This window comes from Halomicrobium zhouii (assembly GCF_900114435.1).
GTDB classification, from domain to species: domain Archaea; phylum Halobacteriota; class Halobacteria; order Halobacteriales; family Haloarculaceae; genus Halomicrobium; species Halomicrobium zhouii.
Map to the genome: position 1 here is coordinate 705,480 of NZ_FOZK01000001.1, position 24,806 is coordinate 730,285.

The following is a 24,806-nucleotide window of genomic DNA, read 5'->3' on the forward strand; positions in this document are numbered from 1 at the left end:
ATATGATAGCCATTCCTGTGCCTACCTAGCACACTATGGCGGGGTACGTTTGCACGATCGCGGGCGGGAAAGGAGGGGTCGGCAAGACCACCACCGCGGTCAACGTCGGTGCCGCGCTGCAGGAGAAGGGCCACGACGTGGTGGTGGTGGACGCCGACCTGGGGATGGCGAATCTGGGGGCCATGCTCGGTATCGACCACGCGACCAGTCTCCACGAGATACTCGCCGGCGACGCGGCCGTGAGCGAGGCACTGACCGACGCGCCGGGCGGGCTGACGATCATCCCCGGCGAGCAGAGCCTCGACGCTTTCGCCGACGCCGACCCGGCGAAGCTCAGGCAGGTGATCAAGACGCTGCGCAACGCCTACGACGTCGTCATGATCGACACCGGTGCGGGGCTGAGCCACGAGGTGGCCGTCCCGCTCGGCCTGGCCGACGGCATCGTCCTCGTGACGACGCCCGACGACGTCGCCGTCGGCGACACCGTCAAGACGGCCCAGCTGGCCGACCGCATCGACGGCGACGTCATCGGCGCCGTCCTCAACCGGGTGACCCGCCACACCGACGTCGCCGAGATCCAGGACCGCCTTGGCTTCCAGTTGCTCGCCGTCGTCCCCGACGACCAGAAGGCGACCAGCGAGGAACCCCTCGTCGTCAACACGCCCGAGAGCCCCGCCGCCGAGGCGTTCCGGCTGCTGACCGACAACCTCGACGGCCTCTTCTTCGGCGGCAAGACCGTGGGAGAACTGGAGACGGTGTTCGAGGAGGAGTGGTTCGTCGACGGCGACGCCGACGAGGACGACGAGGACGAGGAAGAAGAGGAGTCCGGCGGCGTCTTCGGCCTGTTCAACTAGGTGGCGATGTGTCCGCGGGAGTCGTGGTGTTCTTCGTCTCTACTGCTAACGACTGCTCGATCTGTTCAGTACAGGTGAGCTACGTATCGATTGGTGGGTTACAGGATTGTCGCTCTTGGCACGAAGTCGAACAACTCGAAAGCCCTCGGTGCGCTCGCCTCGTGCGACTCGCTGTGCTCCTCACTTCGTTGCGGTGCTTACTTCGTCGGACGTCGGCGACCGCACCTCGCCCTTTCATTCCGCCAGGATCAGCCTCGCTCGCGCGATGAAACGCGCTCGCGATTATGGCCACCAAACCTCCCCGAATTCGCGCCGTCCGGCGCGAATCACGCTTCCTTCAGCAACTGCGCGGCGGTCGGCCGGGAGCGCGTTTTATCGCGCGACCAGGGGAAGGGCAGGGTTGCGGTGCTGTGCGGGCCTGGCGGACTGAAAGGGCGAGGCGGGCTCCGGGAACCCGGGCGCAGTAAGCACCGCAGCGCAGCGAGGAGCGCAGCAAGCCCCGGGACCGGAGCGCGCCGAGGGCTTTCTGGTTGTTAGCAGTCTCCTTTCTTCCAGCACTATCTCACCATATCACCCGAGCAATTCACAAACCAGGCCTTGCACCGGAGCTAACGGCCGAACAGACGAACCAAACACCAAATCCCCTCGACGATCACATCGAGTCGGGCGCCTCGACGCCGAGCGCGTCGAGCGAGTTCGCGACAGCGTGGCGAGCGGCCGATACGAGCGCGAGCCGGGCGTCGCGGGTCTCCGCTTCGTCGGCCGTGAGCACCGGGCACTCGCGGTAGAAGGCGTTGAACCGCTCGGCCAGCGTCCGGGTGTACGTCGCGACGACGTGGGGGCGGAGTTCGTCGGCCGACTGCTCGATAACGGCCGGGAAGCGGGCGATGGCCCGCAGGAGGTCTTCGGCCTCCTGGGCGTCGAGGGCGCCGTAGTCGACGCCGTCCGGCACCTCGCCGCCGACTTCGTCCAGGATCCCACAGCAGCGCGCGTGGACGTACTGGACGTAGGGGGCGGACTGGGCCTCGAAGTCCAGGGCCCGTTCCCACTCGAAGGTGATGCCCTTGGTCGGCTGCTTGGCGACGATGTCGTAGCGGACGGCGCCGACGCCGACCTGGTGGGCGATGCGCTCGACGTCGGCCTCGGTCAGGTCGTCGTCGCGGATGCGGTCGTCCATGCGCTCCTCGACCTCGTCGCGGGCGCGGGAGACGGCCTCGTCCAGCAGGTCGTCGAGGTCGATGCCGGTGCCCTCGCGCGTACTCATGCCGCCCTCGGGGAGGTTGACCCACGAGTAGTGGATCGAGCGGATGCGGTCGGTGTCGTTGCCCAGCAGGTCGAGCGTGGCGTCGAGCTGGTCGGCCTGGAGCTTGTGGTCCTCGCCCAGCACCGTGACGGCCTCGTCGAAGTTGGCGAGCTTCCACTCGTGGTGGGCCAGGTCGCGCGTGGTGTACAGCGAGGTGCCGTCCGAGCGGAGGAACACCATGTTCTTCTCGATGCCGTAGTCGTCGAGTTCCAGTTGCCAGGCGTCCTCCTCGAAGATGGCCTGGTCGAGTTCCTTGAGCCGGTCGACCAGGTCGTCGGTCGAGCCGTCGCGCATGAAGCGGGTCTCCTTGACGAACTCGTCGAACTCCGCCGGCAAGCGAGCCAGGGTGTCGGTCATCCCCGACAGCACCGTGTCGACGACCTCGCCGACGCGCTCGTAGGTCTCCTCGTCGCCCTCCTCCAGGCCCTGGAGGATCGCCTGAATCTCGTTCTCGGCCTCGTCGACGCGGTCGGCGTCGGCGTCTTCGAGGAATGCATTGCCCTTGCGGTAGTACCGGACCATGTCGTACTCCGGGGAGTCCCGTTCGGGTTCGGGCAGGTCGTCCTCGTCGAAGGTCTCGTAGGCCCAGGTGAACACCGCGATCTGGCGGCCGGCGTCGTTGACGTAGTAGTGGGTCTCGACGTCGTAGCCGGCGTACTCGAGCACGCGAGCCAGCGCGTCGCCGATGATGGGGTTGCGCGCCCGGCCGACGTGGACCGGCCCCGTCGGGTTCGCGGAGGTGTGCTCGACGACGACGCTGGTGTCGCGCTCGGGCAGGTGCCCGAAGCCGTCGGCCTGCGCGGCTTCCAGTGTCTCGGCGAAGTAGGCGTCGCTCGGCAGGAAGTTGACGTAGGGGCCCTGGGTTTCGACACTCTCGACGTAGTCGAGGCCGGCGGCGTCGATTTCACTGGCTATCTCGCTCGCGACTTCCGGCGGCGGCGCGCCCAGTTCGCCGGCCAGCCGGTAGGAGGCGCTGGAGGCCACGACGGCCGGCACGTCCTCCGGCGGCTCTTCGATCCCCAGGTCGTCTGTCGGGAGGTCGAGCGCTTCCAGCGCCCCGGTCAGGGCGTCCTCAACCTCCGCGCGGAGCTGCAGGAACATACTCGCGCTATCAGGGGCGCCGGTATAGGAATAACGAATGCCCCGTCCGCGGAAGCTGCCGAACGCCGGTCAGGCCAGGTACTGCGGACCGAACAGCATGACGACGAGTCCGAGCAGCATCGCGACGGTGACGGCGCCAGTCACTGTACTGGTCAGCGTCCGCTTGTTGTCGACGGGCAGGCGGGCGATGACCGATTCGCTACAGGCCCGGAGGATGTGGCCGCCGTCCAGTGGGTACGACGGGATGAGGTTGAACTGGCCGATGACGAGGTTGATCCAGCCGGTCCAGAACAGCAGGTTCGCCAGGAGGAAGGCGGGTCCGTCACCGAAGGCGCCCAGCGGTCCCTGGACCTCGTAGAAGTTCGTCGCGAACCCGGTGAACCCGGCGAAGTTGTAGCCGAACGCGCCGACGCCGGCTCCAGCGAAGGGGAGCAACAGGACGGTAAACACGCGCTGGGTGAACGGGATAGTGGGCGTCCCGTCGTCACCGGCGTCGCCACCGAGCAGTTCCAGGAACGCCCCAGCCGGGTACGGATCGATGCCGAAGTCGGTCACCGAGAAGCCGCTGATGCCGCGGGAGAACCGATCGACCCCGATGATGCCGTCGCCGTCGGTCCCTCCCTCGGCCATCGTGACCGTGTAGCTGACCCGACTTCCGTCGAGGTAGCCGGCCACCGTGACCTGTTCACCGGCTGGTCGGCCATCCAGCGCAGTCCGCAGGTCGTTCGGCGTGAGGATTCGCTGCCCATCGATGTGCGTCACCACGAGGTCCGCCTCCGCCGTTGCGCCGGCTTCGTCGAGGGGGGCGTCTGGCGTCACGCGTGCGAGCGCCCCGAGCGGTACGGTTCGCGTCTCCCCGTTCGCGAACGTCAACTCGGCCAGGCTGTGGTTCCCGGCGGCGCGCACGAACTCCCGTTCCGAGTTGACGGCGGTCCCGTTCACTGCGGTTATGGTGCTGTTGACTCCGACGGGGGCCCGCGGCGACGCGCTCGTTACCACGACTGAGCGGTCGACGGTGACCGTCTCACCACTCGCGAGCGTGAGCTCGGCCGTGTCGCCCGTCGCATTCGCCAGCGCTGCGGAGAGCTCGGCGCTTCCCGAGATCGGCGTCCCGTCGACGCCGGTGACGACAGCTCCCGGTTCGATGCCGGCCGAGGCCGCGGGCGTTCCCTGCTGGACGCCGCCGACCGGTGCGCCGTCGACGACGGCGAACGCGCCCATCACTGGGCCGAACAGGAGGATCAGCGCGACCAGTGCGATCGCGAAGTTGTTCGTCACCCCGGCCGTGTACATCCGCAACTGGGCGCCGCGATCAGCGAGCCTGAGGTCCTCTTCGTCGGGTTCGACGAAGGCGCCGACCGGGACGAGCGTCAGGAACGCGAGCCCGACCGATTCGACGTCGATGTCCTCGACGCGACACATGAGGCCGTGGCCGCCCTCGTGGACGACGAGGCCGAGCGCGAGCCCGGTCACAATCTCCGGGGCGACCGAGAGCGGGAGGAAGTCGTTCACGCCCGGGATCGCCAGGACGTTCCGCGGTTCGTTCAACGCGGAGGGCTGTGGGTTCTGGACCGCCTGAAACGCGCCGACGACCACGAGCAGGAAGGAGCCCGCGAGGACTACGAGCCCGATCCCGATGCCGAGGTTCCCCCAGGCCCGCCAGAAGCGCTTCGGCTGGGCGGCCCAGTCGAGGAACTCCCGACCCCGCTTCGTGTGCAAGGTCATGATCGGCCCGGAGACCTTGACCGACTTCGGAAGCAGTCCGTGGGTCCGCAACGCCATCGCGAGTATCGAATATCCGACGAGGCCGGCGAGGACCCACGTCAGCGTGCTCACCATTCGTCGTAATCCTGGCGGCGCCCGACAAAGAGGGTTTGGAATGGAGGTCGGGAAAAGCGATCCGCAGTGACGACGGTTTCACCACGACCGCAAACAACTGGAAAGCCCCCGCCTCCTCGACTCGGGCGACTCGTTGCGCTCCTCGATCGGTCACTGCGTTCCCTCTCTCCGGTGCTTACGTCGTCGTCCTTCGTCGAGGAGGCGGCCCCTTTCAGTCCCACCCGTTTTGACAGACCAGTCGGTCTGGGTTTTCTGGTTGATGGCAGCCGTCGCCGTCCCGGAAATCGCCTCACCGCGAGAAACTCAGGCTTCCCGTCGCAGGCGCTTCACGACAAACTCACGGTCGAGTTTGGCGATGAAGGGGCCGAGCTGGGGCCCTTCGTCCTCGTCGAACAGGAGGCGATAGCCGGCGCCGAAGAAGTCACCCAGTTCCAGGTCGTGGCGCCGGGCGGTCTCGTAGATTTCGCCCTGGATTTCCTCGCCGTCGTGACCCTCGGCGACGAAGTCGGCGAGTTCGTCCAGCGCGGCCTCGGTCGCTTCGTCGAACTCCGCATCGGGGATCTCGGCGCGCTTGAGTTCGTAGTTGAACTCGTTGTCGGTGCGGCGGGCCCACTCGGCGGCCAGGTCGACGCGGCCGAGGGCCGTGTCGACGGCCCACGCGGGCGTCGCGTCGGTGAGGTGCCCCTCCTTCCGGGCGACCTGCTCGCGGAGGGCGGGGTCGTCGAACATCCCCAGGACGGCGGCGAAGGTGTACGGGATCCGGACGCGGTCGCTGAACTCGTCGTCAAGCAGGTCGTTCACGCGCACGCGAACCTCGGGGTCGTCGGCCAGGGTCTGCCAGCCAACCTCGTCGAACTGGTCGGCGAACACGTTGGCGACGGTGGGACGGATCGAGAGCGGATAGGTCCGGTCGGCGAGGGCCTCCTCGCGCTCGCTCCCCGACTCCTCGCCGAAGTAGATGGCCTCGGTGCGGTCGAAGTCGTCGACGGTCTGGTCCAGGCGCTCGACGCTGAAGTCCCGGGCCTTGCTGGGGTCCTTCGTGAAGAAGTACCGGAGAACCTCGGGTTCGAGAATCTTCAGGAGGTCGTGGACCAGCACGACGTGGCCCTCGGAGGAGGAGAAGGGCTGTCCGTCGAGGGTGAACCACTCGTACACCATCGGGACTGGCGGCTGGATGTCGAAGACGTTCTCGGCGACGTCGACGCCGGAGGGCCACGAGCCCTCGGCGTGGTCCTTCCCGAACGGTTCGAAGTCGACGCCCAGAACGTCCCAGCCGGCAGGCCACTCGAAGCGCCAGGGGAGTTTCCCCTCGCGGAAGGTGGCCGTTCCCTCGTGGCCACAGCCCTGGATGGTCTGGTCGCCGGCCTCCATGTCGGTACAGACGTAGTCGACGGTCTCCGAGTCGAGGTCCACCGCCGTGACGGTCTCGGTTATCTTCCCACACTCGCCGCAGATGGGGTTGAACGGGACGTACTCCTCGTCGATCTTGTCCTGGTACTCGGAGAGGACCTCGCGGGCCTCGTCCTGGTGTTCGAGGACGTGGCGCGTGAGTTCCTCGAACTCGCCCGCTTCGTAGAGGTCGGTCGTCGAGACGACGTCGATGTCGACGCCCAGGAGGTTCGCCGAGTCCTCGATGAGCGACGAGAAGTGGTCGCCGTAGGAGTCACAGCAGCCGAACGGGTCCGGGATGTCCGTGTAGGGGTGGCCGAGGTTCTTCCCCAGCGCGCCGGCGTTGACCTCGCCCAGGTCGACGACGTTGCCGTCGAGGTCGGCGAGCTTCCGGGGTAGTTTTCGCAGGGGGTCGCGGTCGTCGGTGGTGAACACCTGCCGGACCTCGTGGCCGCGCTCGCGCAGGACCTCGGCGACGACGTAGCCTCGCATGATCTCGTTGACGTTGCCGAGGTGGGGAACGCCGGAGGGCGAGATGCCGCCCTTGACGACGATGGGTTCGCTCGGATCACGTTCGAGGATGCGGTCGGCGACCTCGTCGGCCCAGAAGACGTGTCGTGCGTCGGCGCCATCGTCATCGCCGCTCTCTCGTCCACCGACGGCGTACGGATCGGTCGTCACCGAGTCCGCGTCGCTCTCGCTCATGCGTCGGTCCAGTCGGCGGGGTCCGTCTCGTGGCCGTTCGGCAGGACGTCGGTCCCGTCGTGCTCGCCGGTCCGGATGGCGCGTGCGACGGCCTCGGGGTCATTGCCGTCGAGGACGATGGCTCGCATGCCCGCGCGCTGGATGACCTTCGCGGCCAGCAGGTCGACGGGGGCATTGGACCCGGCGTTCATCTCCAGGTCGGCGATCAGGTCCACGAGTTCGTCGGCGCTCATCTCCTCGTACTTCTCGGCCGCCGAATCGACGTTCGGGTCGGCGCTGAACACGCCGGGGACGCTCGTCGCGTAGACGAGCAGGTCGGCGTTGACGTACTCGGCGAAGGCCGCGCTGACGGCGTCGGTGGTCTGGGCCGCGACGGTGCCGCCGAGGACGGGGATGTCGCCGCGCCGCAGGGCCTCGCGTCCGTCCTCGTACGTCTCCGAGGGCGTGGGCGCGGCCCGCTCGTCGAGGGCGGCGATGAGCAATCGACCGTTGAGTCGCGTCACGGCGATGCCGATCTCGTCGAGTTCGATCTCGTTGGCGCCCAGCTCCCTGGCGGTCTGGATGTACTCGCGTGCGGTGGGCCCGCCGCCGACGACGACACCGAGTTCGTGGCCTTCGTCGTCGAGCGCTTCGAGCGCTGCCGCGTACTGGGAGACCCGGTCGGCTTCGAGGTCCGGCGCGAGGACGCTCCCGCCGACGGAGACGACTACCTTCATTGGGTCGGCGTACCCCCGTGGCGGTCTTAAGGGTTGTCAACCCCGAACGACGCCGGCCCCGGGACTACGACTTACTGACTCGAGACCCGGGCCTCCGGGTATCTCTGGTCGTCAGACGACCGTCAGACCGGTGGAAACTATCGGCAATAAATGCTTGTTTTACGCCCCGTTTGCCGTTCAATCGACCCTTTCTGAACCGTTCAGAAACGTCGGCTGGATCGTCGCAGCACTCTCTCAGAGAAGATTGTAAAAGGTCTAAGTGTCTCTCGAAACGTCGTGAAAAATCGGCGTGCCGACGTTTCAACCTGAAAGTGCCCGAAGTGACTCGAAGCTTCCTTTCTTTATATACTCGTCCCGGGGTAATGGACAGTCGAGGTCAACAACATGAGCGTAACTGCGCAGCCCTCCCGCGAACAGCTCAGTAAGGAAGACCGACTGAAGGCCTTCCTGCAGGACAAGGCAGCCGACGGCGAGATGTACTTCAAGAGCAAGTTCATCGCCGACGAAGTCGGCCTCTCCCCCAAGGAGATCGGCGCGCTGATGGTCAAGCTCAAGGACTCGGCCGAACTCGAGGTCGAGAAGTGGTCGTACACGAGCGCGACGACCTGGCGCGTCGAATCGGTCTAGGCCGCCCGCGGTCCCCTCCACACACCCTGTTTTCGTTCCCCATTCGTTCCCCTTTCGCCCGGATTGTGAGGTACTCCTGCGAACTGCTCACGGCCAGTCGCCCAGTCGTGAACCGTCGCCCGTCCGGGGTTTTATGCACGCCCACGGCCTACCTTCCCGATAATGGACGCGGGCGACTCGCTGGCGGGTGCGCCGTCTGTCGAGCAACTCAGGCCGGTTTTCCACGTCTACCAGGTTCGGCGTGACGGCGACCGATTGCTGTACGTCGGCGACCCGCGAACCACGCCCGACGCCATCGAACGGCGCCTCTGGGAACCCTTCCACGACGCGGGGTACGAGCTCTCGCTGGAGCGCGATTACGACCCTGAGTCGGACGTCCAGATCCCGACCCACGGGTGGGTGCTCGTCGCCCGCCCTCGCACGCCCGGTATCGACGGCGTCCCGTGGACGAACGTCGTCCTCCTCTTGCTCACCATCGGCTCGACGCTCCTCGTCGGCGGGGTCCAGTGGTACCGGATCGACCCGACCGGCAACCCGCTCGCGCTGCTCCGGGCCTGGCCCTTCGTCGCCGCCGTCCTCGGCGTGCTCGCCGTCCACGAACTCGGCCACTACGTCGCCAGCCGCTACCACGGCGTCGAGGCGAGTCTGCCCTACTTCATCCCCTTCCCGACGCTCATCGGGACGATGGGCGCGGTGATACGGATGAAGGGGCGCATTCCCAACCGGAAAGCGCTGTTCGACATCGGCGCGTCCGGCCCGCTGGCGGGACTGGTCGCTACCGTCGTCGTCTCGGCCATCGGCCTGCAACTGGACCCCCTCGCCGTCCAGCAGGGGACGCCGGAACCCGGCGCCACCATCGTCGAGTTCAACTTCCCGCTCCTGCTCCAGGGCATCGCCGCGGCGACCGGCACGTCGGCGAAACTCGCCGAGGGCGCCTACCACCCGGTCGTCTTCGGCGGCTGGGTCGGGATGTTCATCACGGTGTTGAACCTGCTGCCCGTCGGCCAGCTCGACGGCGGCCACATCGCCCGGTCTGTCTTCGGCGAGCGCCAGGAGACCGTCGCCGCGGCCGTCCCAGCGGCGCTGTTCGGCCTCGCCGGCTACCTCTACTTCGTCTCGGACGTCACCAACGCCGTCGGCGTCTGGGTGATGTGGGGGCTGCTCGCGACTGGCCTGGCCTACGCCGGGCCGGCCACGCCCATCCGGGATACGCCGCTCGACGACAAGCGCGTCGCACTCGCCATCCTGACGTTCGTCCTCGGTATCCTCTGTTTCACGCCCATCCCGTTCGAACTCGGCGCCCAGGTGTGATCGCTGGTCTTCGTGCTAGCTTCGGTCGCAGAGACTCCTGGTGTGTGGCTTGTGTGTACTGAGCGGGTGATTCTTCTGGGTTGATGCTGAAAGAAAGGAGACCGCCAACAACACTTAGAAAGCCCTCGGCGCGCTCCGGTCCCGCGGTCCACCTGCGCTCCTCGCTCCGCTCCGGTGCTTGGTGGACCGGGGTTCCCGGAGCCCGCCTCGCCCTTTCAGTCCACCAGGACGGCACCGGAGCCTTCCCTTCCCCTGGTCGCGCGATGAAACGCGCTCCCGGCCGACCGCCGCGCGGTTGCGGAGCGGTCAGGACGCGTGTCGCGCCGCCAGGCGTGACCGGGGAGGTGTGGTGGCATCAATCGCGAGCGCGTTTTATCGCGCGAGCGACGGCTGTCCCTGGTGGACTGAAAGGGCGAGCGCGCCGAGGGCTTTCGACTTGTTGCCGTCTCAAGTTCTGTCACCAGTTCGAAACCCATCGAACGATACCTCTACACACTGTACAGACCGCTCGGAGAGGCAAGCCAGTAATCGAACGCCACCCTCTCAGCGTTAGTGCGTCCAGCCGCGATCGGGGAGCGGATCTCCGTCGAGCGTAACGCCTGACTCGGTCACTGTCCCGATCCTGGTCAACTCACAGGGAACTTCCTCGCGTGCACGCGATAGATTCGATTCGGGCATCGTACACACTAGCTCGAAGTCCTCGCCGAAGAACGCGCCCAGTTCGAGTCGGTCTGCGTCGTCGGTCGCCACGTCGTCCACGCTCGGGTCGATGGGGAGCGGTGACTCGACGGCGAACCCGCAGCCGGAGGCCTCGGCGAGCTGGTGGAGCGAGCGGGCCAGCCCGTCGCTAGAGTCCATCATCGCCGTCGCGTGTTCGCGGAGCGCGACGCCCGCGGCCACGCGCGGGAGGAACTGGTAGAGGTCGTTGGCTATCTCGACGTCGCCCCGCTCGAACAGGCGAAACGCCGCCGCACTTCGGCCCAGTGTCCCGGTCACGCAGACGGCGTCGCCGACTTCGGCACCGGAGCGCAACACCGGGTCGTCCGTCCGGCCGAGTGCGGTCGATACGATGGTGAGTTCGTCCGTGCTGTCGAGGTCGCCGCCGACGTACTCGGCCTCGACCGCGTCGCAGACGTCGGCGGCGCCGTCGACGAACGCCAGCAGGTCGTCCTCGTCGAACGTGGGGGCGCCGTAGACGGCGACGGTGGCGGTCGCCGCGGCCCCCATCGAGGCGACGTCGGAGAGGGAGGCCCCGATGGCGCGCCAGCCGGCGGTGTAGCGGGTCGTCCCCTCGGGGAAGTCGGTCGTGGCGTGGAGCATGTCCGTCGTGAGCACCTGCCCGTCGACGACCGCGCAGTCGTCGCCGGCGGTGGGGAGGCGGTCGGCGAGCACGTCGAGGGCCGCCCGTTCGTCCATGGACGTGGGTCGACGGCGAAACACTAAAACCGTCGGTCTCCGCCATCGTGGGGTTGAAACGGCCGCCACGCCTCTGTACTGCCATGGAAAGCGACCGGCTCCCGACCGTACTCGGCTTCGCGGGGGCGCTGGTCGTGCTCGCTATCCTGGTGTGGGTCGTCGGCGTCGACGACATCGTTCGAGCCCTCACGCAGGCCAGCCTCCCCGTCATCGGGCTCGTCATCGTCGTCGCCGCCGTCTGGCTCACCTCGTGGGGGCTCGCGCTACAGACCGTCCTCGACGCCCTCGGCTCGCCGGTGTCGGCCCGGACTGCGATCCTCGTCTACGCCGCGGCCGTGTTCTCCAACAACGTCACCCCGTTCGGCCAGGCCGGCGGCGAACCGGTGAGTGCACTGCTCATCTCGGAGGCCGCCGACAGCGAGTACGAGACGGGACTCGCCGCCATCGCCAGCGTCGACGCGCTCCACTTCGTCCCGACTATCGGGTTCTCGCTGGTGGGGTTCACCTTCGTCATCGCCGGTACCGTGCGACTGGGCCGGAACCTCCTGTTCGCCGCCGGCGCCGTGGCCGTACTGGCCGTCGCCCTCCCCGTCGGCTCGTACCTTGGCTGGCGGTACCGGTACGAACTCGAGGCCGCCGTCGTCCGGGTGATCACCCCGGTCGTCCGGACCGTCTGGCGACTCGTCCCCGGCCGGTCCGCACCGACGCCCGCGGCTATCGCGGAGCGCATCGAGCGGTTCTTCCTCGCCATCGACCGGGTCGCGGGCGACCGCTCGACGCTGTTTCGCGCCCTGGGGTTCTCCGCGCTCGGCTGGCTCGCCCTCTCGACGTCGCTGTGGCTGTCACTGTACTCGCTGGCCCCCGCCATCGACGTCCCCTTCGCGGCGGTGCTCCTCGTGATCCCCGTCGGCTCCATCGCCAGCGTGACGCCGCTCCCTGGGGGGTCCGGCGCCATCGAGACGGTCATCGCGACGTTGCTCGTCTCGCTCACGCCCGTGTCGCCGGCCATCGCGACCTCCGCTGTCCTCATCCACCGCGGCGCGACGTACTGGCTCCCGACGCTCGTCGGCGGCGGCGTCGCGAGCGCGCTCGGGGCCGACCGGAGCGACGTCACCGGTCGCTAACGATGGCCTTAAATGACGCCGACGGGAATCATCCTGCAATGACGACGCTCTACGACGTGCCTGCGGAGGACCTCATCGAGGCCGCCGCGGTCGAGCTCGCCGACGAGGACGAAATCGAGGCCCCCGACTGGGCCGAGTTCACCAAGACTGGCAACTCCCGCGAACTGCCCCCCGAACAGGACGACTTCTGGCAGCGCCGCGCCGCCAGCCTCCTGCGCAAGGTCGCCGTCGACGGCCCCGTCGGCGTCAACAGCCTCCGGACCGAGTACGGCGATTCGAAGGGCGGCTCCAACCGCTACCAGGTCCGGCCCCCGCAGAAGGCCCAGGCCTCCGGGAACGTCATCCGGACCGCGCTCCAGCAGCTCGAGGAAGTCGGCTACATCGAGGCCGCCGGCGGCGAGGGACGGCGCGTCTCCGCCGAGGGCACCGCGTTCCTCGACGAACTCGCGGGCGACGTCCTCCGGGACCTTGACCGCCCGGACCTCGAGCGCTACGCCTAGACGACCTTTTTTCACGGGGGGGTTCGCGCGGCTTCGCCGCGCTCAACCCCCGCCAAAAAACGCCCTCAGACGCGCGAAGCGCGTCTGATGGGCTCGCAAGTGCGGAGCACTTGCGAACGTCGTCCTGGGGTCGCTCCGCGAACGCAGGGCTCGTCGGAGCTACGCTCCGACGGCGGAGAAAAAGGCCGGTCGCGCTCCGCGCGACCGGTGAAACCGCTCGCCGGCGGCGAGCGGTATGCTCGTGTCTCCCGCATACAGAAGTTTTGCCAGAGAATTTCACGCCTGCTCAACTGATCATTGGGTTCTGGATATTGTAAGCAAGAGTCGGCGGTAGTGTAAACAGGGAACCTAGATTGGTTGTTGAGGTAGTTGCGGTCAAGCATCCGGCGAACGGAGCGAGCTGGTTCACTTCTCGCGAGGCGAAGCCGAGCGAGAAGCACTTTTTCGCCGCCGGGAGAGCAGAGCTCTCCCGAGCCCACACTCGCTTCGCTCGCGTGGACCACGTTTTTGCAAGTGGGGTGCCCGCAGCACGGCGAAGCCGTGCGAGGACACCCCCGCAGGAAAAAGGTGGGGTCGAAACTCCTTTCCCCCAGAAGTCGGTATATACGGTAAGCCATGAGTGGGGAACCCAACGAGGAAGAGCTCGACGAACTGCGCCAGAAGAAGATGGAACAGCTCCGGGAGCAACAGGAAGGCGGCGGTCAGGACGCCGAGGCCCAGCAGGCTGCCCAGGACCGGGCCGAGGCCCAGAAGAAGGCCGTCCTGCGCCAGCACCTCACCGACGACGCGCGCCAGCGGCTGAACACGCTGAAGATGTCCAAGCCCCAGGTCGGCGAGCAGGTCGAACAGCAGATGGTCGCTCTCGCCCAAAGTGGCCGCGTTCAGGGGAAGATCGACGACGAGAAGATGAAGCAGTTGCTCGAGGAGATGACGCCGGACTCGAAGAGCTTCGATATCCGGCGCCGGTAGATGGACTGCGGGTTGCTGTACAGCGCCGGCAAGGACTCCACGCTCGCCGCGCTCCTGCTGGACGACTTCTTCGACGTCACGCTCGTGAGCGGGAGCTTCGGCATCGACGAGGGCGTGGTCGAGAACGGTCGCGACGCGGCCGGGGCGGTGGGGCTCCCCTTCGAGCCGCTGACTCTCGGCGCCGACGTCGCGGAGGCGGCCGTCGAACGGATGGTGGCGGACGGCTACCCGAGTGGGGGTATCCAGCTGGTCCACGAACACGCCCTGGAGCGGATCGCCGACGACGGAGCGTTCGAAGCCGTCGCGGACGGGACGCGCCGGGACGACCGGGCGCCGACGGTCGACCGCCCACTGGCCCAGAGCCTGGAAGACCGGTTCGGCGTGGAGTACGTTGCGCCGCTGGCCGGCTTCGGGCGCGGTGCCATCGACACGCTGGTCGAGGAACGGCTGGTCGTCGAGTCGGGCCCCAGCGAGTCGGTCCCCAAGGCCGACTACGAGACCGAGCTACGGGGGCTTATGGCCGACGAGTACGGGGAGAGCGTAGTCGACGATGTCTTCCCCGAGCACACGCAGTCCCGCGTCGTCGGCCTCCGGTGACCGAGGCGACTGCCGGCCCGCGTCCGGCCACGAGCATGCAGGCAACGGGGTCATGGACGTGGTAGTCGTAGTGAGAAACCCCGGCACGGCGTCGGAGTGGACAACGATGATCCTGCCACGAACTTCTTCCGCGAACTCGGACGCACAGCGACGCCAACTACGGTCGGTCTCGCCAGACTGGCGCGCCGGAACGGAGGGCGATTCGCCGTGAACGCGACCCTGAAACCGGTCGCGGACCAGGTGATCGTCATCACTGGCGCGACCTCCGGCATCGGGCTGGCGACCGCCCGGATGGCCGCCGACAGGGGCGCGCGCGTCGTCCTCGCCGCCCGAAGTGAGGACGACCTCCGGGAACTGACCGAGGAGATACGGCGCAAAGGCGGTGACGCAGAATACGTCGTCGCCGACGTGCGCGACCGCGAGGACGTCCGTGAAATCGCGGCGGCCGCGGAGGACGCCTACGGTGGCTTCGACACGTGGATCAACGTCGCGGGCGCGTTCATCTACGGGCGCCTCGACGAGACGCCGATCGAGGACATGCGCGACCAGTTCGACACGAACGTCTGGGGGCTGCTGTACGGCTCGCTGGAGGCCGCCGACCACCTGAAAGAGCGCGGCGGCGCGATAATCAACATCGGGAGCGTCGTCTCCGACCAGGTCATGCCGCTGCAGGGGAGCTACTCCGCCTCCAAGCACGCGGTCAAGGGGTTCACGGACGCTCTTCGGATGGAACTGGATGAGGAAGGCGCGCCCGTGTCGGTGACGCTCGTCAAGCCGGCGGCCATCGACACGCCGTATCCGGAACACGCCAAGAACTACATGGACCGGGAGGCGGACCTGCCGCCGCCGCTGTACGCGCCGGAGGTGGCGGCGCGGGCGATACTGGACGCCGCCGAGAACCCCCAGCGCGACGTGTTCGTCGGCGGCGGCGGGGCCGGCATGTCGGCGCTCGGTCGCGCCGCTTCGCGGCTCATGGACAAAGTGATGGAGTCGACGATGTTCGACCAGCAAAAGCGTGACCTGCCGCCCCGACCGAACGCAGAGAACGTCGTCGACGAACCGGTCGGCGGGCTCGAGGAGCGCGGCGACCAGGAGGGCCACGTCTCCGAGACGAGCCTCTACAACCAGGCCGTCCAGCGCGGCCTGTTGAACAAGGTTGGTGCCATTGCCCTCGGCGCCGTCGGCCTGGCGCTGTACTCGCGATACGTATCGAAACGGAACGAGCGACGGACGGAGGCGCGCCGCGAGGAATCGACGTCCTTCCGGAAGATTCCGATCGAGGGAACCGGATCCAAAACGAGTGAGGGCTCGAAGAGCTCGATAAACAAGATCCGTCGCGCACTCCGCCGCTGAGTCCCGGCTTCGACCGCCGCTTTCTCCCGCGGGTCGCCTGCGATAGCCGACTCTGGTTCGTCCCCTCCAGCGTCGCCGACGCACAGAAGGACAGTTTCAATTGTGCGCTCGGCGAAGCGCGTGACATGTACGACCGGATCAAGGGGTTTCGCGACTTCTATCCCGAGGAGATGGCCGCCCACAGGGAGGTCATCGACACCGTCGAGGAGACGGCCCGGAACTACGGGTTCCGGGAGATAGCCACGCCGGCGATGGAGCCGACGGAGATGTACGTCGACAAGTCTGGTGAGGAGATCGTCGAGGAACTGTACAGCTTCGAGGACAAGGGTGGTCGCGACGTGGCGCTGACCCCCGAACTCACGCCGACCGTCGCGCGCATGGTCGTTGCCAAGCAACAGGAACTCCCCAAGCCGATCAAGTGGTTCTCGACGCGCCCGTTCTGGCGCTACGAGGAGCCCCAGCAGGGCCGATTCCGGGAGTTCTACCAGACCAACATCGACGTCTTCGGCTCCAGCGACCCGTCGGCCGACGCCGAGGTCATGGCCGTCGCCGTGGACGTGCTCACGGACCTGGGGCTGACGAGCGACGACTTCGACTTCCGGGTCTCCCACCGCGACATCCTCTCTGGCCTCCTCGAATCGTTCGAGGCGGACGTCGACGTCCAGGACGCCATCCGGGCCGTCGACAAGCGCGCCAAGATCGACGAGGAGGAGTACATGGACCTGCTCACCGACGCGGGCCTGAACTACGGCCAGGCGGACAACTTCGACGAGATGCTCCACACCGACGCGGACGAACTCGGGACGCTGGCGGAGATGACCGGATCCGACGACGTCGCGGCCGCGGTCGAGAACCTGGAGGCCGTGCTCTCGGCCGCCGAGGACTTCGGCGTGCGCGAGTACTGCACGGTGTCGCTGACGACGGCCCGCGGGCTGGACTACTACACAGGCGTCGTCTTCGAGTGCTTCGACTCCACTGGCGAGGTCTCCCGTTCCGTCTTCGGCGGCGGGCGATACGACGACCTCATCGAGGGGTTCGGTGGCCAGCCCACGCCGGCGGTCGGGTTCGCGCCGGGCGTGATGAACTCCACGCTCCCGCTACTCCTCCAGCGCGCCGGCGTCTGGCCCGCAGAGGAACTGTCGACGGACTACTACCTCCTCCAGGTCGGCGACACCCGCTCCGTCGCCGCCCGCATCGCCCGCGACCTGCGCGAGTCGGGCCACGTCGTCGAGACGGACGTTGCCGGCCGGAGCTTCGGCGCCCAGATGGGCTACGCCGACTCCATCAACGCCGAGACGGTCGTCATCGTCGGCGAACAGGACCTGGAGAACGACGAGGTGACGGTCAAGGACATGGAATCGGGCGACCAGACGACCGCACCGGTCGACGAGTTCCCCGGCGACCGCGAGCGGCCGACCTACGACGACTTCGCCTGACGAGTAGATTTTTGTTTCGTGGCCGTTCCTCTGTGAACGATGGGCGTCTCTTCCCGATGGAGCGTACTCGGTTACTCGCGTGGCTAATCGTCACGACGTTCGCACTGGGGGTGCTCGCCGGTTTCGGTGCGGGCGTTCCCCGCCTCATGGGCGGTATCTTCTTCACGGGGTTCTTTCTCGTCGTGCCGCTCGTCGCAGTCCTGGGTGATTCGCTGTCGATCGTCGCTGACAGCGACGGAGCCGGCATCTGGCGACGGATGGGACGGGAGTTCTCGAAGGGACGGAATCTCGTAGACGATGATCAGGTCGACCCCGGACCGACGGACCCGGTCGCGGAACTTCGTTCGGAGTACGTGTCCGGCGAAATCGGCGAACCGGAATTCGAGCAACAGCTGGAGCGGCTACTCGCGAAGGAAGACATCGACGCGGAAACGGACGAGGGAGATCGCCCCCTCGAAGTCGAGTAACTACGGTCCGTCTTCGGTCTCCGAGCCGTCACCCAGGTCCAGTTCCATCTCCAGTTCCATCCGGTCGACCGTCGTCTCGAACCCGACGGAGCGGTAGAGGCTGATTGCGACGTCGTTCGAGCGCTCGACGCAGAGCCAGACGCGGTCGATGTCGGTGGCTTCCCCCTCGCCAAGGAGCGCGCGGATGAGCTTCGACCCGATGCCAGCGTGCTGGTAGTTCTGGTGGACGAAGATGGCCAGTTCCGACCTGTCGTCGAACGGAACGAGGACGGCGTGACCGACGACGCTGTCCTCGTGCCGGGCGAGTACGTTCACGCCGTTGGTCAGCAGTTCCTCGACCCACTCGTGTCGGCGCTGCTCGTCGCGGGGCGGGACTCCCTGCGAGAGGTCCTCGTCGGCGAAGTCGTCGTACATCGCCACGAGGTCCTCGTACGCGTCGTCGCCGTCGGTCGCTTCGAGAGCGATCCGGCGGTCGTCGCCGTCGACGAACGACAGCGGTGGACGCGGGAAGGACTCGTCGGCCGTCGGTGGGGAGGCTGCCATTGGACGTCCCTACGTCCTCCAGCCATCTAAACCCCAGACGCCGTTCCGAGAAACTGGGAATCCGTCCGGCGGTGGTCCGACGGGCTCGCCCGGAGCCGTGCGCGCTAAGTGTCTCCCCCGGCGACGAGAGAGCATGCGCGCCTATCGCGTCGCCTACGACGGCCGGCCCTACTACGGCTTCCAGCGCCAGCCGGACGTCCCGACAGTCGAGGACGTGCTGTTCGACGCGCTCGGTCGCCTCGGCGCCGTCGACGGCGACGAACCGCCGGCCTACGCCGGGGCGGGTCGGACCGACGCCGGCGTCTCGGCGCTGGCCCAGACCGTCGCCTTCGACGCCCCCGAGTGGCTCACGCCCGCGGCGTTCAACAGCGAACTCCCCGCCGACGTGCGCGTCTGGGCGAGTGCGGACGTCTCCGATTCCTTCCACGCGACCCACGACGCGCTCGCGCGCGAGTACCTGTATCACCTGTACGCGCCCGACGCCGACGACGCGCTGGCCGGCGACGCCGTAGCCGCCCTCGCCGGCGAGCACGACTTCCACAACCTGACGCCCGACGAGCGGGGCACCGTCCGGACGCTGGAGACCGACGTCGAGCGCGACGGGGAGTTCCTGATCATCCGACTCCGCGCCGGCGGGTTCGCGCGCCACATGGTCCGGCGAGCGGTCGGGCTGATTCGCGAGGTGGTCGGCGGCGAGGCGACACTGGCGCGGATCCAGCGAGTGCTCTCCCAGGAGTCACTCTCCGGACCGGCCGGCGTCCCGACCGCATCCGCCGCGCCGCTCGTGCTGTGGGACGTGGCCTACGACGTCGAGTTCGCGCTCGATCCGGAGGCCGCGGCGAGCGCTCGGTCGGTGTTCTCGGAACGCCGCGTCGAGCACGCGACGAACGCGCGCGTGGCCGGATCGATTCTCGACGGACTGGACTAGCGGTCCGAGGACTGCACGGGGGCCGCTGTGGCGCGCCGAGACGACTGCCAGGAAAGGCTTAGGAGGGGACCGGCCCAACCCCGGGTAATGAGTTCGGTGCCCGAACGCTCGGAGATCGCGGAGGAGCACAAGTGGGATCTCGAGTCCCTGTTCGCCGACGACGAGGCCTGGGAGGCGGCCTACGAGGACGCCGAGGAACTCGTCGCGGACCTGGAGCGCTACGAGGGGCGGGCGACCGACGACGCCGCCACGCTCCTCGAGACGCTGGAGACCTACGAAGAGCTGATGCGGACCGTCGCCGACGTCGCCTCCTACGCTCGGATGCGCAAGGACGAGGACACGACGCGGGACAGGTACCAGGCCCTGACGGCTCGCTCGCAGTCACTCTCGTCGGATGCGTCGAGCGCGGCGAGCTTCCTCGAACCGGCCCTCCAGGAGCTGACGTGGGACGACGTCGAGGCGATGATTGACGAGGAGCCCGCCCTCGCCGAGTACGAGCACTATTTCGACGACGTGCTCCGGATGAAAGAACACACCCGCTCGGCCGAGGTGGAGACCCTGCTGGCGGAACTGAGCGAGGTCACGGGCGCGCCCGGCGAGGTGTACAACATGCTCGCCAACGCGGACATGGAGTTCCCCACCGTGGAGGACTCCGACGGCGAGCCCCAGCCGATCACCCTCAACAACTTTACGACGCTCCAGAAGAACCCGGACCGGGAGTTCCGCCAGCGGGTGTACGAGGCGTTCTACGACGAGTGGGGGACGGTACGGAACGCGGTCGGCGCCGCGTACAAGAACAGCGTGAAGACGGACGTGAAGATGGCGCAGGCGCGTGACTACGACACCGCGCGCGAGGCCGCACTCGACGGGCCGAACGTCCCCGTCGAGGTGTACGACAACCTCGTCGAGACGGTCAACGACAACCTCGACAAGTTGCATCGTCACGCCGAGCTGAAGCGGGACGCCATCGGCGCGGACGAGCTGCGGATGTGGGACCTCTACGTCCCGGTCGTCCAGGAGGAGTCCCCCGACGTCGAGTACGAGCAGGCCTGCGAGTACGTCGTCGACGCCATGGCGCCGCTGGGCGAGGCCTACCAGGACCGCGTCGCCGACGGGCTCGAGTCGCGCTGGGTCGACGTCTACGAGACGGCCAACAAGCAGTCCGGCGCGTACTCCGGCGGTACGTACGACTCCCAGCCGTTCATCCTGATGAACTACCAGGACGACGTCGAGTCGATGTACACGCTGGCCCACGAACTGGGCCACTCGCTGCACTCGGAGTACACCAGCGAGCACCAGCCCTACGTCTACTCGGGCTACGAGATATTCGTGGCCGAGGTCGCCTCGACGGTCAACGAGACGCTGCTGACCCACCACCTGCTGGAGACGGTCGAGGACGACCGCCTCCGCAAGCACGTCCTCAACGAGTACCTCGAACGGTTCCGCTCGACGCTCTATCGCCAGACGATGTTCGCCGAGTTCGAACACCGCGCCCACGAGATGGACGAGGCGGGCGAACCGCTGACGCCGGACCGGCTCGACGACCTCTACCGCGACCTCAAGGGCACGTATTACGAACCGGCCGCCGTCGACGACCGTATCGCCCGCGAGTGGATGCGCATCCCGCACTTCTACCGCGCGTTCTACGTCTACCAGTACGCGACCGGTATCTCCGCCGCGGTCGCGCTCGTGGATGGTATCTTAGAGGAGGGCGAGCCCGCCGCCGAGCGCTACGTCGACTTCCTCTCGAACGGCTCCAGGGAGTACCCGCTCGAACTCCTGCAGGGCGCCGGCGTCGACATGGCCTCGCCCGAACCGGTCGAGCGCGCGGTGTCGACGTACGGCGACTACCTGGACGAACTGTCAGCGCTAGTCTGAGGGCGGTCTCGCCAGCTTAGACACTCTCTAAGCGATCCTTATCTACTGCATAGGATTGTCTCCAGACCGAGTCCAGACGGACAATGTCGAAGCATCCTCGCTCGCGACGGACGGTCCTCCAGGCGCTCGGCGTCGTCGGTTCGGGCGCGCTCGGTCTCGGCGCCCTCACGAGCGCGTCCCGCGGTTCCGGCGAAACGGAGTCCGACTCCGCGACGACTGATCCCTCCGGCTGGGGTTCGTACCAGTTCGACCCCGCGAACACGGGATACAATCCCGGCGGGGCCGGGCTGGCAGACCCGATGTACTCCTGGCGAACCGAACTCGACCGGGACGCGAGCGGCCCCGTCGTCGGTAGCGAGTGCGTGTTCACGGTTCAGGCTGGGGCGACGGTCACGGCGCTGGACCGCGACACCGGTGCCGTCAGCTGGGCCGAGACGGTCGACGGCGAGATCGACCGCAACAGGGACGAAACTGCTCTCGCGCTGGCTAACGGGACGCTCGTCGCGGCCCTCGGGAACTGCGTGTACGCGTTCGACGCGACCGACGGCACGGTCAAGTGGTCACACCACCTCGACGCGGAACTGTCGACGCCGACGGTCGCCGACGGAATCGCTTTCTTCGCGATGGCGAACGGGGCGTTCCTGGCGTTCGACGTGGCGACCGGCGACGAGCGGTGGCGCTTCGCGGACGACGTCGGGTCGATATCGATGGCGAACGATTCGCGGAAGGCTCCCGCGGTCGCCCCGGACGGGTCGGCCGTCTACTTCACCGACGGCGAGTTCCTGTACTCGCTCGACCCGGCCGCCGGCACCGAACGCTGGCGTGTCACCGCGTCGCCGTACGCGGCCCCCGTCGCCGCGGACGCCGTCTACGTGACCGCCCACGACGCGGTCCGCGCGTTTTCGCCCGCCGATGGCACTCTCGTCTGGGAGCGAACGTTCGAGGAGAACGTCGACACGGCACCAGTCCTCGCGGACGGTCGCCTGTTCGTCCAGCACTACCCCCGGGGCGTTCGCGCGCTCGACGCGGGCACGGGAGAGACGCTGTGGACGGTCGATCTGGCGATCGCCGACCGACGTACCACGCTCGTCGCCGACGGCGACCACCTGTACGTGCCGCTGCAGTCGGTCGTGGAGAACGGGGCGGGCGTCCTCGACGAGGTCGCGGCCCTCGACCCGGCCGACGGGACCGAACGCTGGCGCTTCTCCCGTCGCTACATCGACACCGTCGGTTCGGAACCGGTCCGCACCGTATCGGCGGGAGACGCCCTGTACGCCGTCGTCGACGACGACGACGTCTACCGGATCGACGAGCGCCCGGACGGGGTCCGCTGGCGAGCCGAAGTCGGCGACGAACCGGACCGGGTGGCCGTCGCGGGGGACGGCGTCGTCTACGCCGCCTCGACATCGGGCGACGACGGCGCCCTGGCCGCGCTCGAACCCGCGACGGGCGCGATCCGCTGGGAGGTCAATGACGACGACCTCGTCGGCCGGCCGGTCGCGAACGACGAGTTCTGCTTTCACACGTCGTTATCCCTCCTCGCCCGCGATCCGGCGGACGGCTCGGTCGCCTGGCGCGCGAGCATCCCTGGCGAGGCGCGGACCGGTCTCCGCCTGCACGACGGAACTCTCTACTTCGGCTGGGGTGACGAGGGCGGCGCGATCTACGCCGTCGACGCCGCCGACGGGAGCGAGCAGTGGGCCGTCGGTGCCGGCCGTTGTGCGCCATCTATCGACGTCGGGGGTTCGACGCCCGCCGTCGCCGGCGACGTGGTGGTCGCCGAGGTCGACGACGGCATGCACGGGTACGACGCCGCCGACGGCTCCGAACGCTGGTCGGTGGACCAGCGGGTGTACGCGCTCGCCGGCGGATCGGACCACGCGGTCGCGTCCTGGCGGAGCGCCGTGCGGGCCGTCGACCAGGAGGGGACGACGGTGTGGACGCGCGATCTGTCGAACAACGTCACGGGACTCGAAGTGATCGCTGACGCGGGATCGGATGGCGTCGTGGTCGCCCGGACCGTCGGGTCCCCGGCGAGCCACTACCGGGCCCTGTCGCTGGCCGACGGCTCGCCGCTGTGGGAGTTCTCGGCCGACCAGGGCCCCATCTCGATGCCGACGACTTCGGACGGCACGGCGTACGCGGCGACGGCAGGCGGTCGCCTCCACGGGTTCGACCCGGAAACCGGCGATATCCGGCAGTCCTACGACGCGTACCACGGCCTCCACGACAGGCCGGCCGTCGTCGACGGCACCGTCGCGGCCCCCAGCGACGAGGGGTTCGTCTACGGGTTCGAGACGCTGTAGCCGGCCGGCTGCCGGCTGCGTCGCCCAACTCCACGACAGCCCGATAGCGACGGCTTCGATAGACGGCGACCCCTGGCGCACCCAAAGGCACTTTGTAGTTCCATGCCGTACGACCGATATCCGATGTCGCGCAGCCCTTCGCTTCCCGACAGACCCCGGCTGGACCTGGACCCGGAAATGACCCCCGACGAGCGCCTCGAGGCGCTCCGGGAGCACTTCGTCAAGCTCTCGACGGTCCACCGTGAACTGGAATCGCAACTCGAGGCCGCCCGCGGCCGACAGGCCGACCTGACCGACGACGTCGACCAGCTCGAACGCGAAAACGAGATGCTCAAGACGTCGTCGCTGTACATCGCCACGGCCGAGGAGGTCACCGAGGACGGCGTGATCGTCAAACAGCACGGCAACAACCAGGAGGTACTGACCGAGGTCGCCCCCTCCATCCGCGAGAACCTCGACGCGGGCGACCGGGTCGCCATCAACGACTCCTTCAGCGTCAAGCAGATCCTCGAAGCCGAGACGGACGCCCGCGCTCAGGCGATGGAGGTCACCGGCTCGCCCGAAGTCACCTACGAGGACATCGGCGGTCTCGAAGAGCAGATCCGCGAGGTCCGCGAGGCCGTCGAGGAGCCGCTGATCAACGCCGACCAGTTCCGCGAGGTCGGCATCGAGCCGCCGAGCGGCGTCCTGCTCCACGGGCCGCCGGGGACTGGCAAGACGATGCTCGCGAAGGCCGTCGCCAACGAGACCGACGCCACCTTCATCAAGATGGCCGGCTCCGAGCTCGTGCGGAAGTTCATCGGCGAGGGGTCGCGACTGGTGCGGGACCTGTTCGAACTCGCCTCCGAGCGTGAACCGGCCGTCATCTTCATCGACGAGATCGACGCCATCGCCGCCAAGCGGACCGAATCGAAGACCTCCGGCGACGCCGAGGTCCAGCGGACGATGATGCAACTGCTCTCCGAGATGGACGGCTTCGACGAGCGCGGTGAAATCAGGATCATCGCCGCCACCAACCGCTTCGACATGCTCGACCGGGCCATTTTGCGGCCCGGTCGCTTCGACCGGCTCATCGAGGTGCCCAATCCGGAGTTCGACGGCCGCCAGCGCATCCTGGAGATCCACACCCAGGAGATGAACCTCGCTGACGACGTGGACCTGGCCCCGATCGCCCAGCAGACCGACGGCCTCTCGGGGGCCGAAATCGCCTCCGTCGCCACGGAGGCGGGGATGTTCGCCATCCGCGACGAGCGCACCGAGGTCCGAAAGGTCGACTTCGACGACGCGCTCGAGAAGATCGAAGACGAGGCGGAGGACGGCAGCCTCCCGGTCGCGTTCGCCTGATCCGGTCCCGACTATTTCCGACGCAGTTCGCCTGTATCCGCGCGCTGAGCCGGTCGAGTGGTGGCTTGCGGTTACTCGTCACCGGTGCCAGTCGTGTCCG

General features: G+C 67.7%; 20 protein-coding genes. 14 read left to right on the forward strand and 6 right to left on the reverse strand.

All coding sequences use genetic code 11. From position 1 onward, the window contains the following. The first annotated feature begins 35 nt into the window (after positions 1 to 35). Positions 36 to 854, forward strand: coding sequence for a MinD/ParA family ATP-binding protein (locus tag BM337_RS03330; RefSeq protein ID WP_089813879.1), 819 nt, complete (start codon positions 36 to 38; stop codon positions 852 to 854). Between the two features lie 652 nt (positions 855 to 1,506). On the opposite strand, the gene argS is transcribed toward BM337_RS03330, so the two are convergent. From argS to pyrH, 4 genes are all read right to left on the reverse strand, one after another. After that, positions 1,507 to 3,258: an arginine--tRNA ligase gene (gene argS, locus BM337_RS03335; protein ID WP_089813884.1), complete on the reverse strand. Its 1,752-nt coding sequence runs from the start codon at positions 3,256 to 3,258 to the stop codon at positions 1,507 to 1,509. Positions 3,259 to 3,327: 69 nt separating this feature from the next. Next, positions 3,328 to 5,097 (reverse strand): site-2 protease family protein, encoded by a 1,770-nt coding sequence (locus BM337_RS03340; RefSeq protein ID WP_089813886.1) that lies wholly within the window; start codon positions 5,095 to 5,097, stop codon positions 3,328 to 3,330. Positions 5,098 to 5,400: 303 nt separating this feature from the next. Next, positions 5,401 to 7,191, reverse strand: coding sequence for a lysine--tRNA ligase (lysS, locus tag BM337_RS03345; RefSeq protein WP_089813888.1), 1,791 nt, complete (start codon positions 7,189 to 7,191; stop codon positions 5,401 to 5,403). Further along, entirely contained in the window at positions 7,188 to 7,907 is a 720-nt protein-coding gene (gene pyrH / locus BM337_RS03350) for a UMP kinase (RefSeq protein ID WP_089813890.1), read from the reverse strand. Before pyrH ends, lysS begins: the two co-directional genes overlap by 4 nt. A 384-nt stretch (positions 7,908 to 8,291) precedes the next feature. Between pyrH and BM337_RS03355 the strand changes: the two genes are divergently transcribed. Then, on the forward strand, positions 8,292 to 8,534 hold the full coding sequence (locus BM337_RS03355) for a DUF7123 family protein (protein WP_089813892.1): 243 nt from the start codon (positions 8,292 to 8,294) through the stop codon (positions 8,532 to 8,534). 162 nt (positions 8,535 to 8,696) lie between these two features. Further along, entirely contained in the window at positions 8,697 to 9,845 is a 1,149-nt protein-coding gene (locus tag BM337_RS03360; RefSeq protein ID WP_089813894.1) for a site-2 protease family protein, read from the forward strand. Positions 9,846 to 10,394: 549 nt separating this feature from the next. Here BM337_RS03360 and thiL read toward each other — a convergent pair. After that, positions 10,395 to 11,261, reverse strand: a complete 867-nt coding sequence (gene thiL / locus BM337_RS03365; protein WP_089813896.1) for a thiamine-phosphate kinase — start codon at positions 11,259 to 11,261, stop codon at positions 10,395 to 10,397. An 83-nt stretch (positions 11,262 to 11,344) separates the two neighbouring features. Here thiL and BM337_RS03370 point away from each other — a divergent pair, with 83 nt between their 5' ends. The 7 genes from BM337_RS03370 (at position 11,345) to BM337_RS03400 (ending at position 17,707) form a co-directional block, all read left to right on the forward strand. After that, positions 11,345 to 12,385, forward strand: a complete 1,041-nt coding sequence (locus tag BM337_RS03370; protein WP_089813898.1) for a lysylphosphatidylglycerol synthase transmembrane domain-containing protein — start codon at positions 11,345 to 11,347, stop codon at positions 12,383 to 12,385. Positions 12,386 to 12,423: 38 nt separating this feature from the next. Beyond that, positions 12,424 to 12,885 (forward strand): 30S ribosomal protein S19e, encoded by a 462-nt coding sequence (locus BM337_RS03375; protein WP_089813900.1) that lies wholly within the window; start codon positions 12,424 to 12,426, stop codon positions 12,883 to 12,885. 615 nt (positions 12,886 to 13,500) lie between these two features. Then, positions 13,501 to 13,854, forward strand: a complete 354-nt coding sequence (locus BM337_RS03380; protein WP_089813902.1) for a DNA-binding protein — start codon at positions 13,501 to 13,503, stop codon at positions 13,852 to 13,854. After that, entirely contained in the window at positions 13,855 to 14,451 is a 597-nt protein-coding gene (locus BM337_RS03385; protein WP_089813904.1) for a DUF7411 family protein, read from the forward strand. A 207-nt stretch (positions 14,452 to 14,658) separates the two neighbouring features. Continuing rightward, positions 14,659 to 15,804, forward strand: a complete 1,146-nt coding sequence (locus tag BM337_RS03390; protein WP_089815548.1) for an SDR family oxidoreductase — start codon at positions 14,659 to 14,661, stop codon at positions 15,802 to 15,804. A gap of 125 nt (positions 15,805 to 15,929) precedes the next feature. Then, a complete protein-coding gene (gene hisS, locus BM337_RS03395; protein WP_089813906.1) occupies positions 15,930 to 17,240 on the forward strand; it encodes a histidine--tRNA ligase in 1,311 nt (436 codons plus the stop codon). Positions 17,241 to 17,296: 56 nt separating this feature from the next. Next, entirely contained in the window at positions 17,297 to 17,707 is a 411-nt protein-coding gene (locus BM337_RS03400) for an SHOCT domain-containing protein (RefSeq protein WP_089813908.1), read from the forward strand. Here BM337_RS03400 and BM337_RS03405 read toward each other — a convergent pair whose 3' ends face one another. Then, complete coding sequence (locus BM337_RS03405) at positions 17,708 to 18,250, reverse strand: GNAT family N-acetyltransferase (RefSeq protein ID WP_089813909.1); 543 nt, start codon at positions 18,248 to 18,250, stop codon at positions 17,708 to 17,710. 133 nt (positions 18,251 to 18,383) lie between these two features. On the opposite strand from BM337_RS03405, the gene truA reads away from it, so the two are divergent. The 4 genes from truA to pan2 all read left to right on the forward strand — a co-directional run bounded on the left by truA (position 18,384) and on the right by pan2 (position 24,706). After that, positions 18,384 to 19,178 (forward strand): tRNA pseudouridine(38-40) synthase TruA, encoded by a 795-nt coding sequence (truA, locus tag BM337_RS03410; protein WP_089813911.1) that lies wholly within the window; start codon positions 18,384 to 18,386, stop codon positions 19,176 to 19,178. Positions 19,179 to 19,265: 87 nt separating this feature from the next. Beyond that, complete coding sequence (pepF, locus tag BM337_RS03415; protein WP_089813913.1) at positions 19,266 to 21,056, forward strand: oligoendopeptidase F; 1,791 nt, start codon at positions 19,266 to 19,268, stop codon at positions 21,054 to 21,056. An 83-nt stretch (positions 21,057 to 21,139) separates the two neighbouring features. Next, positions 21,140 to 23,362 (forward strand): outer membrane protein assembly factor BamB family protein, encoded by a 2,223-nt coding sequence (locus BM337_RS03420; protein WP_089813915.1) that lies wholly within the window; start codon positions 21,140 to 21,142, stop codon positions 23,360 to 23,362. A 123-nt stretch (positions 23,363 to 23,485) separates the two neighbouring features. After that, positions 23,486 to 24,706, forward strand: coding sequence for a proteasome-activating nucleotidase Pan2 (gene pan2 / locus BM337_RS03425; protein WP_089813917.1), 1,221 nt, complete (start codon positions 23,486 to 23,488; stop codon positions 24,704 to 24,706). Positions 24,707 to 24,806 lie beyond the last annotated feature (100 nt).

Excerpts from the sequence above, each read along its gene's own strand:
- BM337_RS03330 (WP_089813879.1), top strand. The coding sequence starts at position 36 with ATGGCGGGGTACGTTTGCACGATCGCGGGCGGGAAAGGAGGGGTCGGC.
- argS (WP_089813884.1), bottom strand. The coding sequence starts at position 3,258 with ATGTTCCTGCAGCTCCGCGCGGAGGTTGAGGACGCCCTGACCGGGGCG.
- BM337_RS03340 (WP_089813886.1), bottom strand. The coding sequence starts at position 5,097 with ATGGTGAGCACGCTGACGTGGGTCCTCGCCGGCCTCGTCGGATATTCG.
- lysS (WP_089813888.1), bottom strand. The coding sequence starts at position 7,191 with ATGAGCGAGAGCGACGCGGACTCGGTGACGACCGATCCGTACGCCGTC.
- pyrH (WP_089813890.1), bottom strand. The coding sequence starts at position 7,907 with ATGAAGGTAGTCGTCTCCGTCGGCGGGAGCGTCCTCGCGCCGGACCTC.
- BM337_RS03355 (WP_089813892.1), top strand. The coding sequence starts at position 8,292 with ATGAGCGTAACTGCGCAGCCCTCCCGCGAACAGCTCAGTAAGGAAGAC.
- BM337_RS03360 (WP_089813894.1), top strand. The coding sequence starts at position 8,697 with ATGGACGCGGGCGACTCGCTGGCGGGTGCGCCGTCTGTCGAGCAACTC.
- thiL (WP_089813896.1), bottom strand. The coding sequence starts at position 11,261 with ATGGACGAACGGGCGGCCCTCGACGTGCTCGCCGACCGCCTCCCCACC.
- BM337_RS03370 (WP_089813898.1), top strand. The coding sequence starts at position 11,345 with ATGGAAAGCGACCGGCTCCCGACCGTACTCGGCTTCGCGGGGGCGCTG.
- BM337_RS03375 (WP_089813900.1), top strand. The coding sequence starts at position 12,424 with ATGACGACGCTCTACGACGTGCCTGCGGAGGACCTCATCGAGGCCGCC.
- BM337_RS03380 (WP_089813902.1), top strand. The coding sequence starts at position 13,501 with ATGAGTGGGGAACCCAACGAGGAAGAGCTCGACGAACTGCGCCAGAAG.
- BM337_RS03385 (WP_089813904.1), top strand. The coding sequence starts at position 13,855 with ATGGACTGCGGGTTGCTGTACAGCGCCGGCAAGGACTCCACGCTCGCC.
- hisS (WP_089813906.1), top strand. The coding sequence starts at position 15,930 with ATGTACGACCGGATCAAGGGGTTTCGCGACTTCTATCCCGAGGAGATG.
- BM337_RS03400 (WP_089813908.1), top strand. The coding sequence starts at position 17,297 with ATGGAGCGTACTCGGTTACTCGCGTGGCTAATCGTCACGACGTTCGCA.
- BM337_RS03405 (WP_089813909.1), bottom strand. The coding sequence starts at position 18,250 with ATGGCAGCCTCCCCACCGACGGCCGACGAGTCCTTCCCGCGTCCACCG.
- truA (WP_089813911.1), top strand. The coding sequence starts at position 18,384 with ATGCGCGCCTATCGCGTCGCCTACGACGGCCGGCCCTACTACGGCTTC.
- pepF (WP_089813913.1), top strand. The coding sequence starts at position 19,266 with ATGAGTTCGGTGCCCGAACGCTCGGAGATCGCGGAGGAGCACAAGTGG.
- BM337_RS03420 (WP_089813915.1), top strand. The coding sequence starts at position 21,140 with ATGTCGAAGCATCCTCGCTCGCGACGGACGGTCCTCCAGGCGCTCGGC.
- pan2 (WP_089813917.1), top strand. The coding sequence starts at position 23,486 with ATGTCGCGCAGCCCTTCGCTTCCCGACAGACCCCGGCTGGACCTGGAC.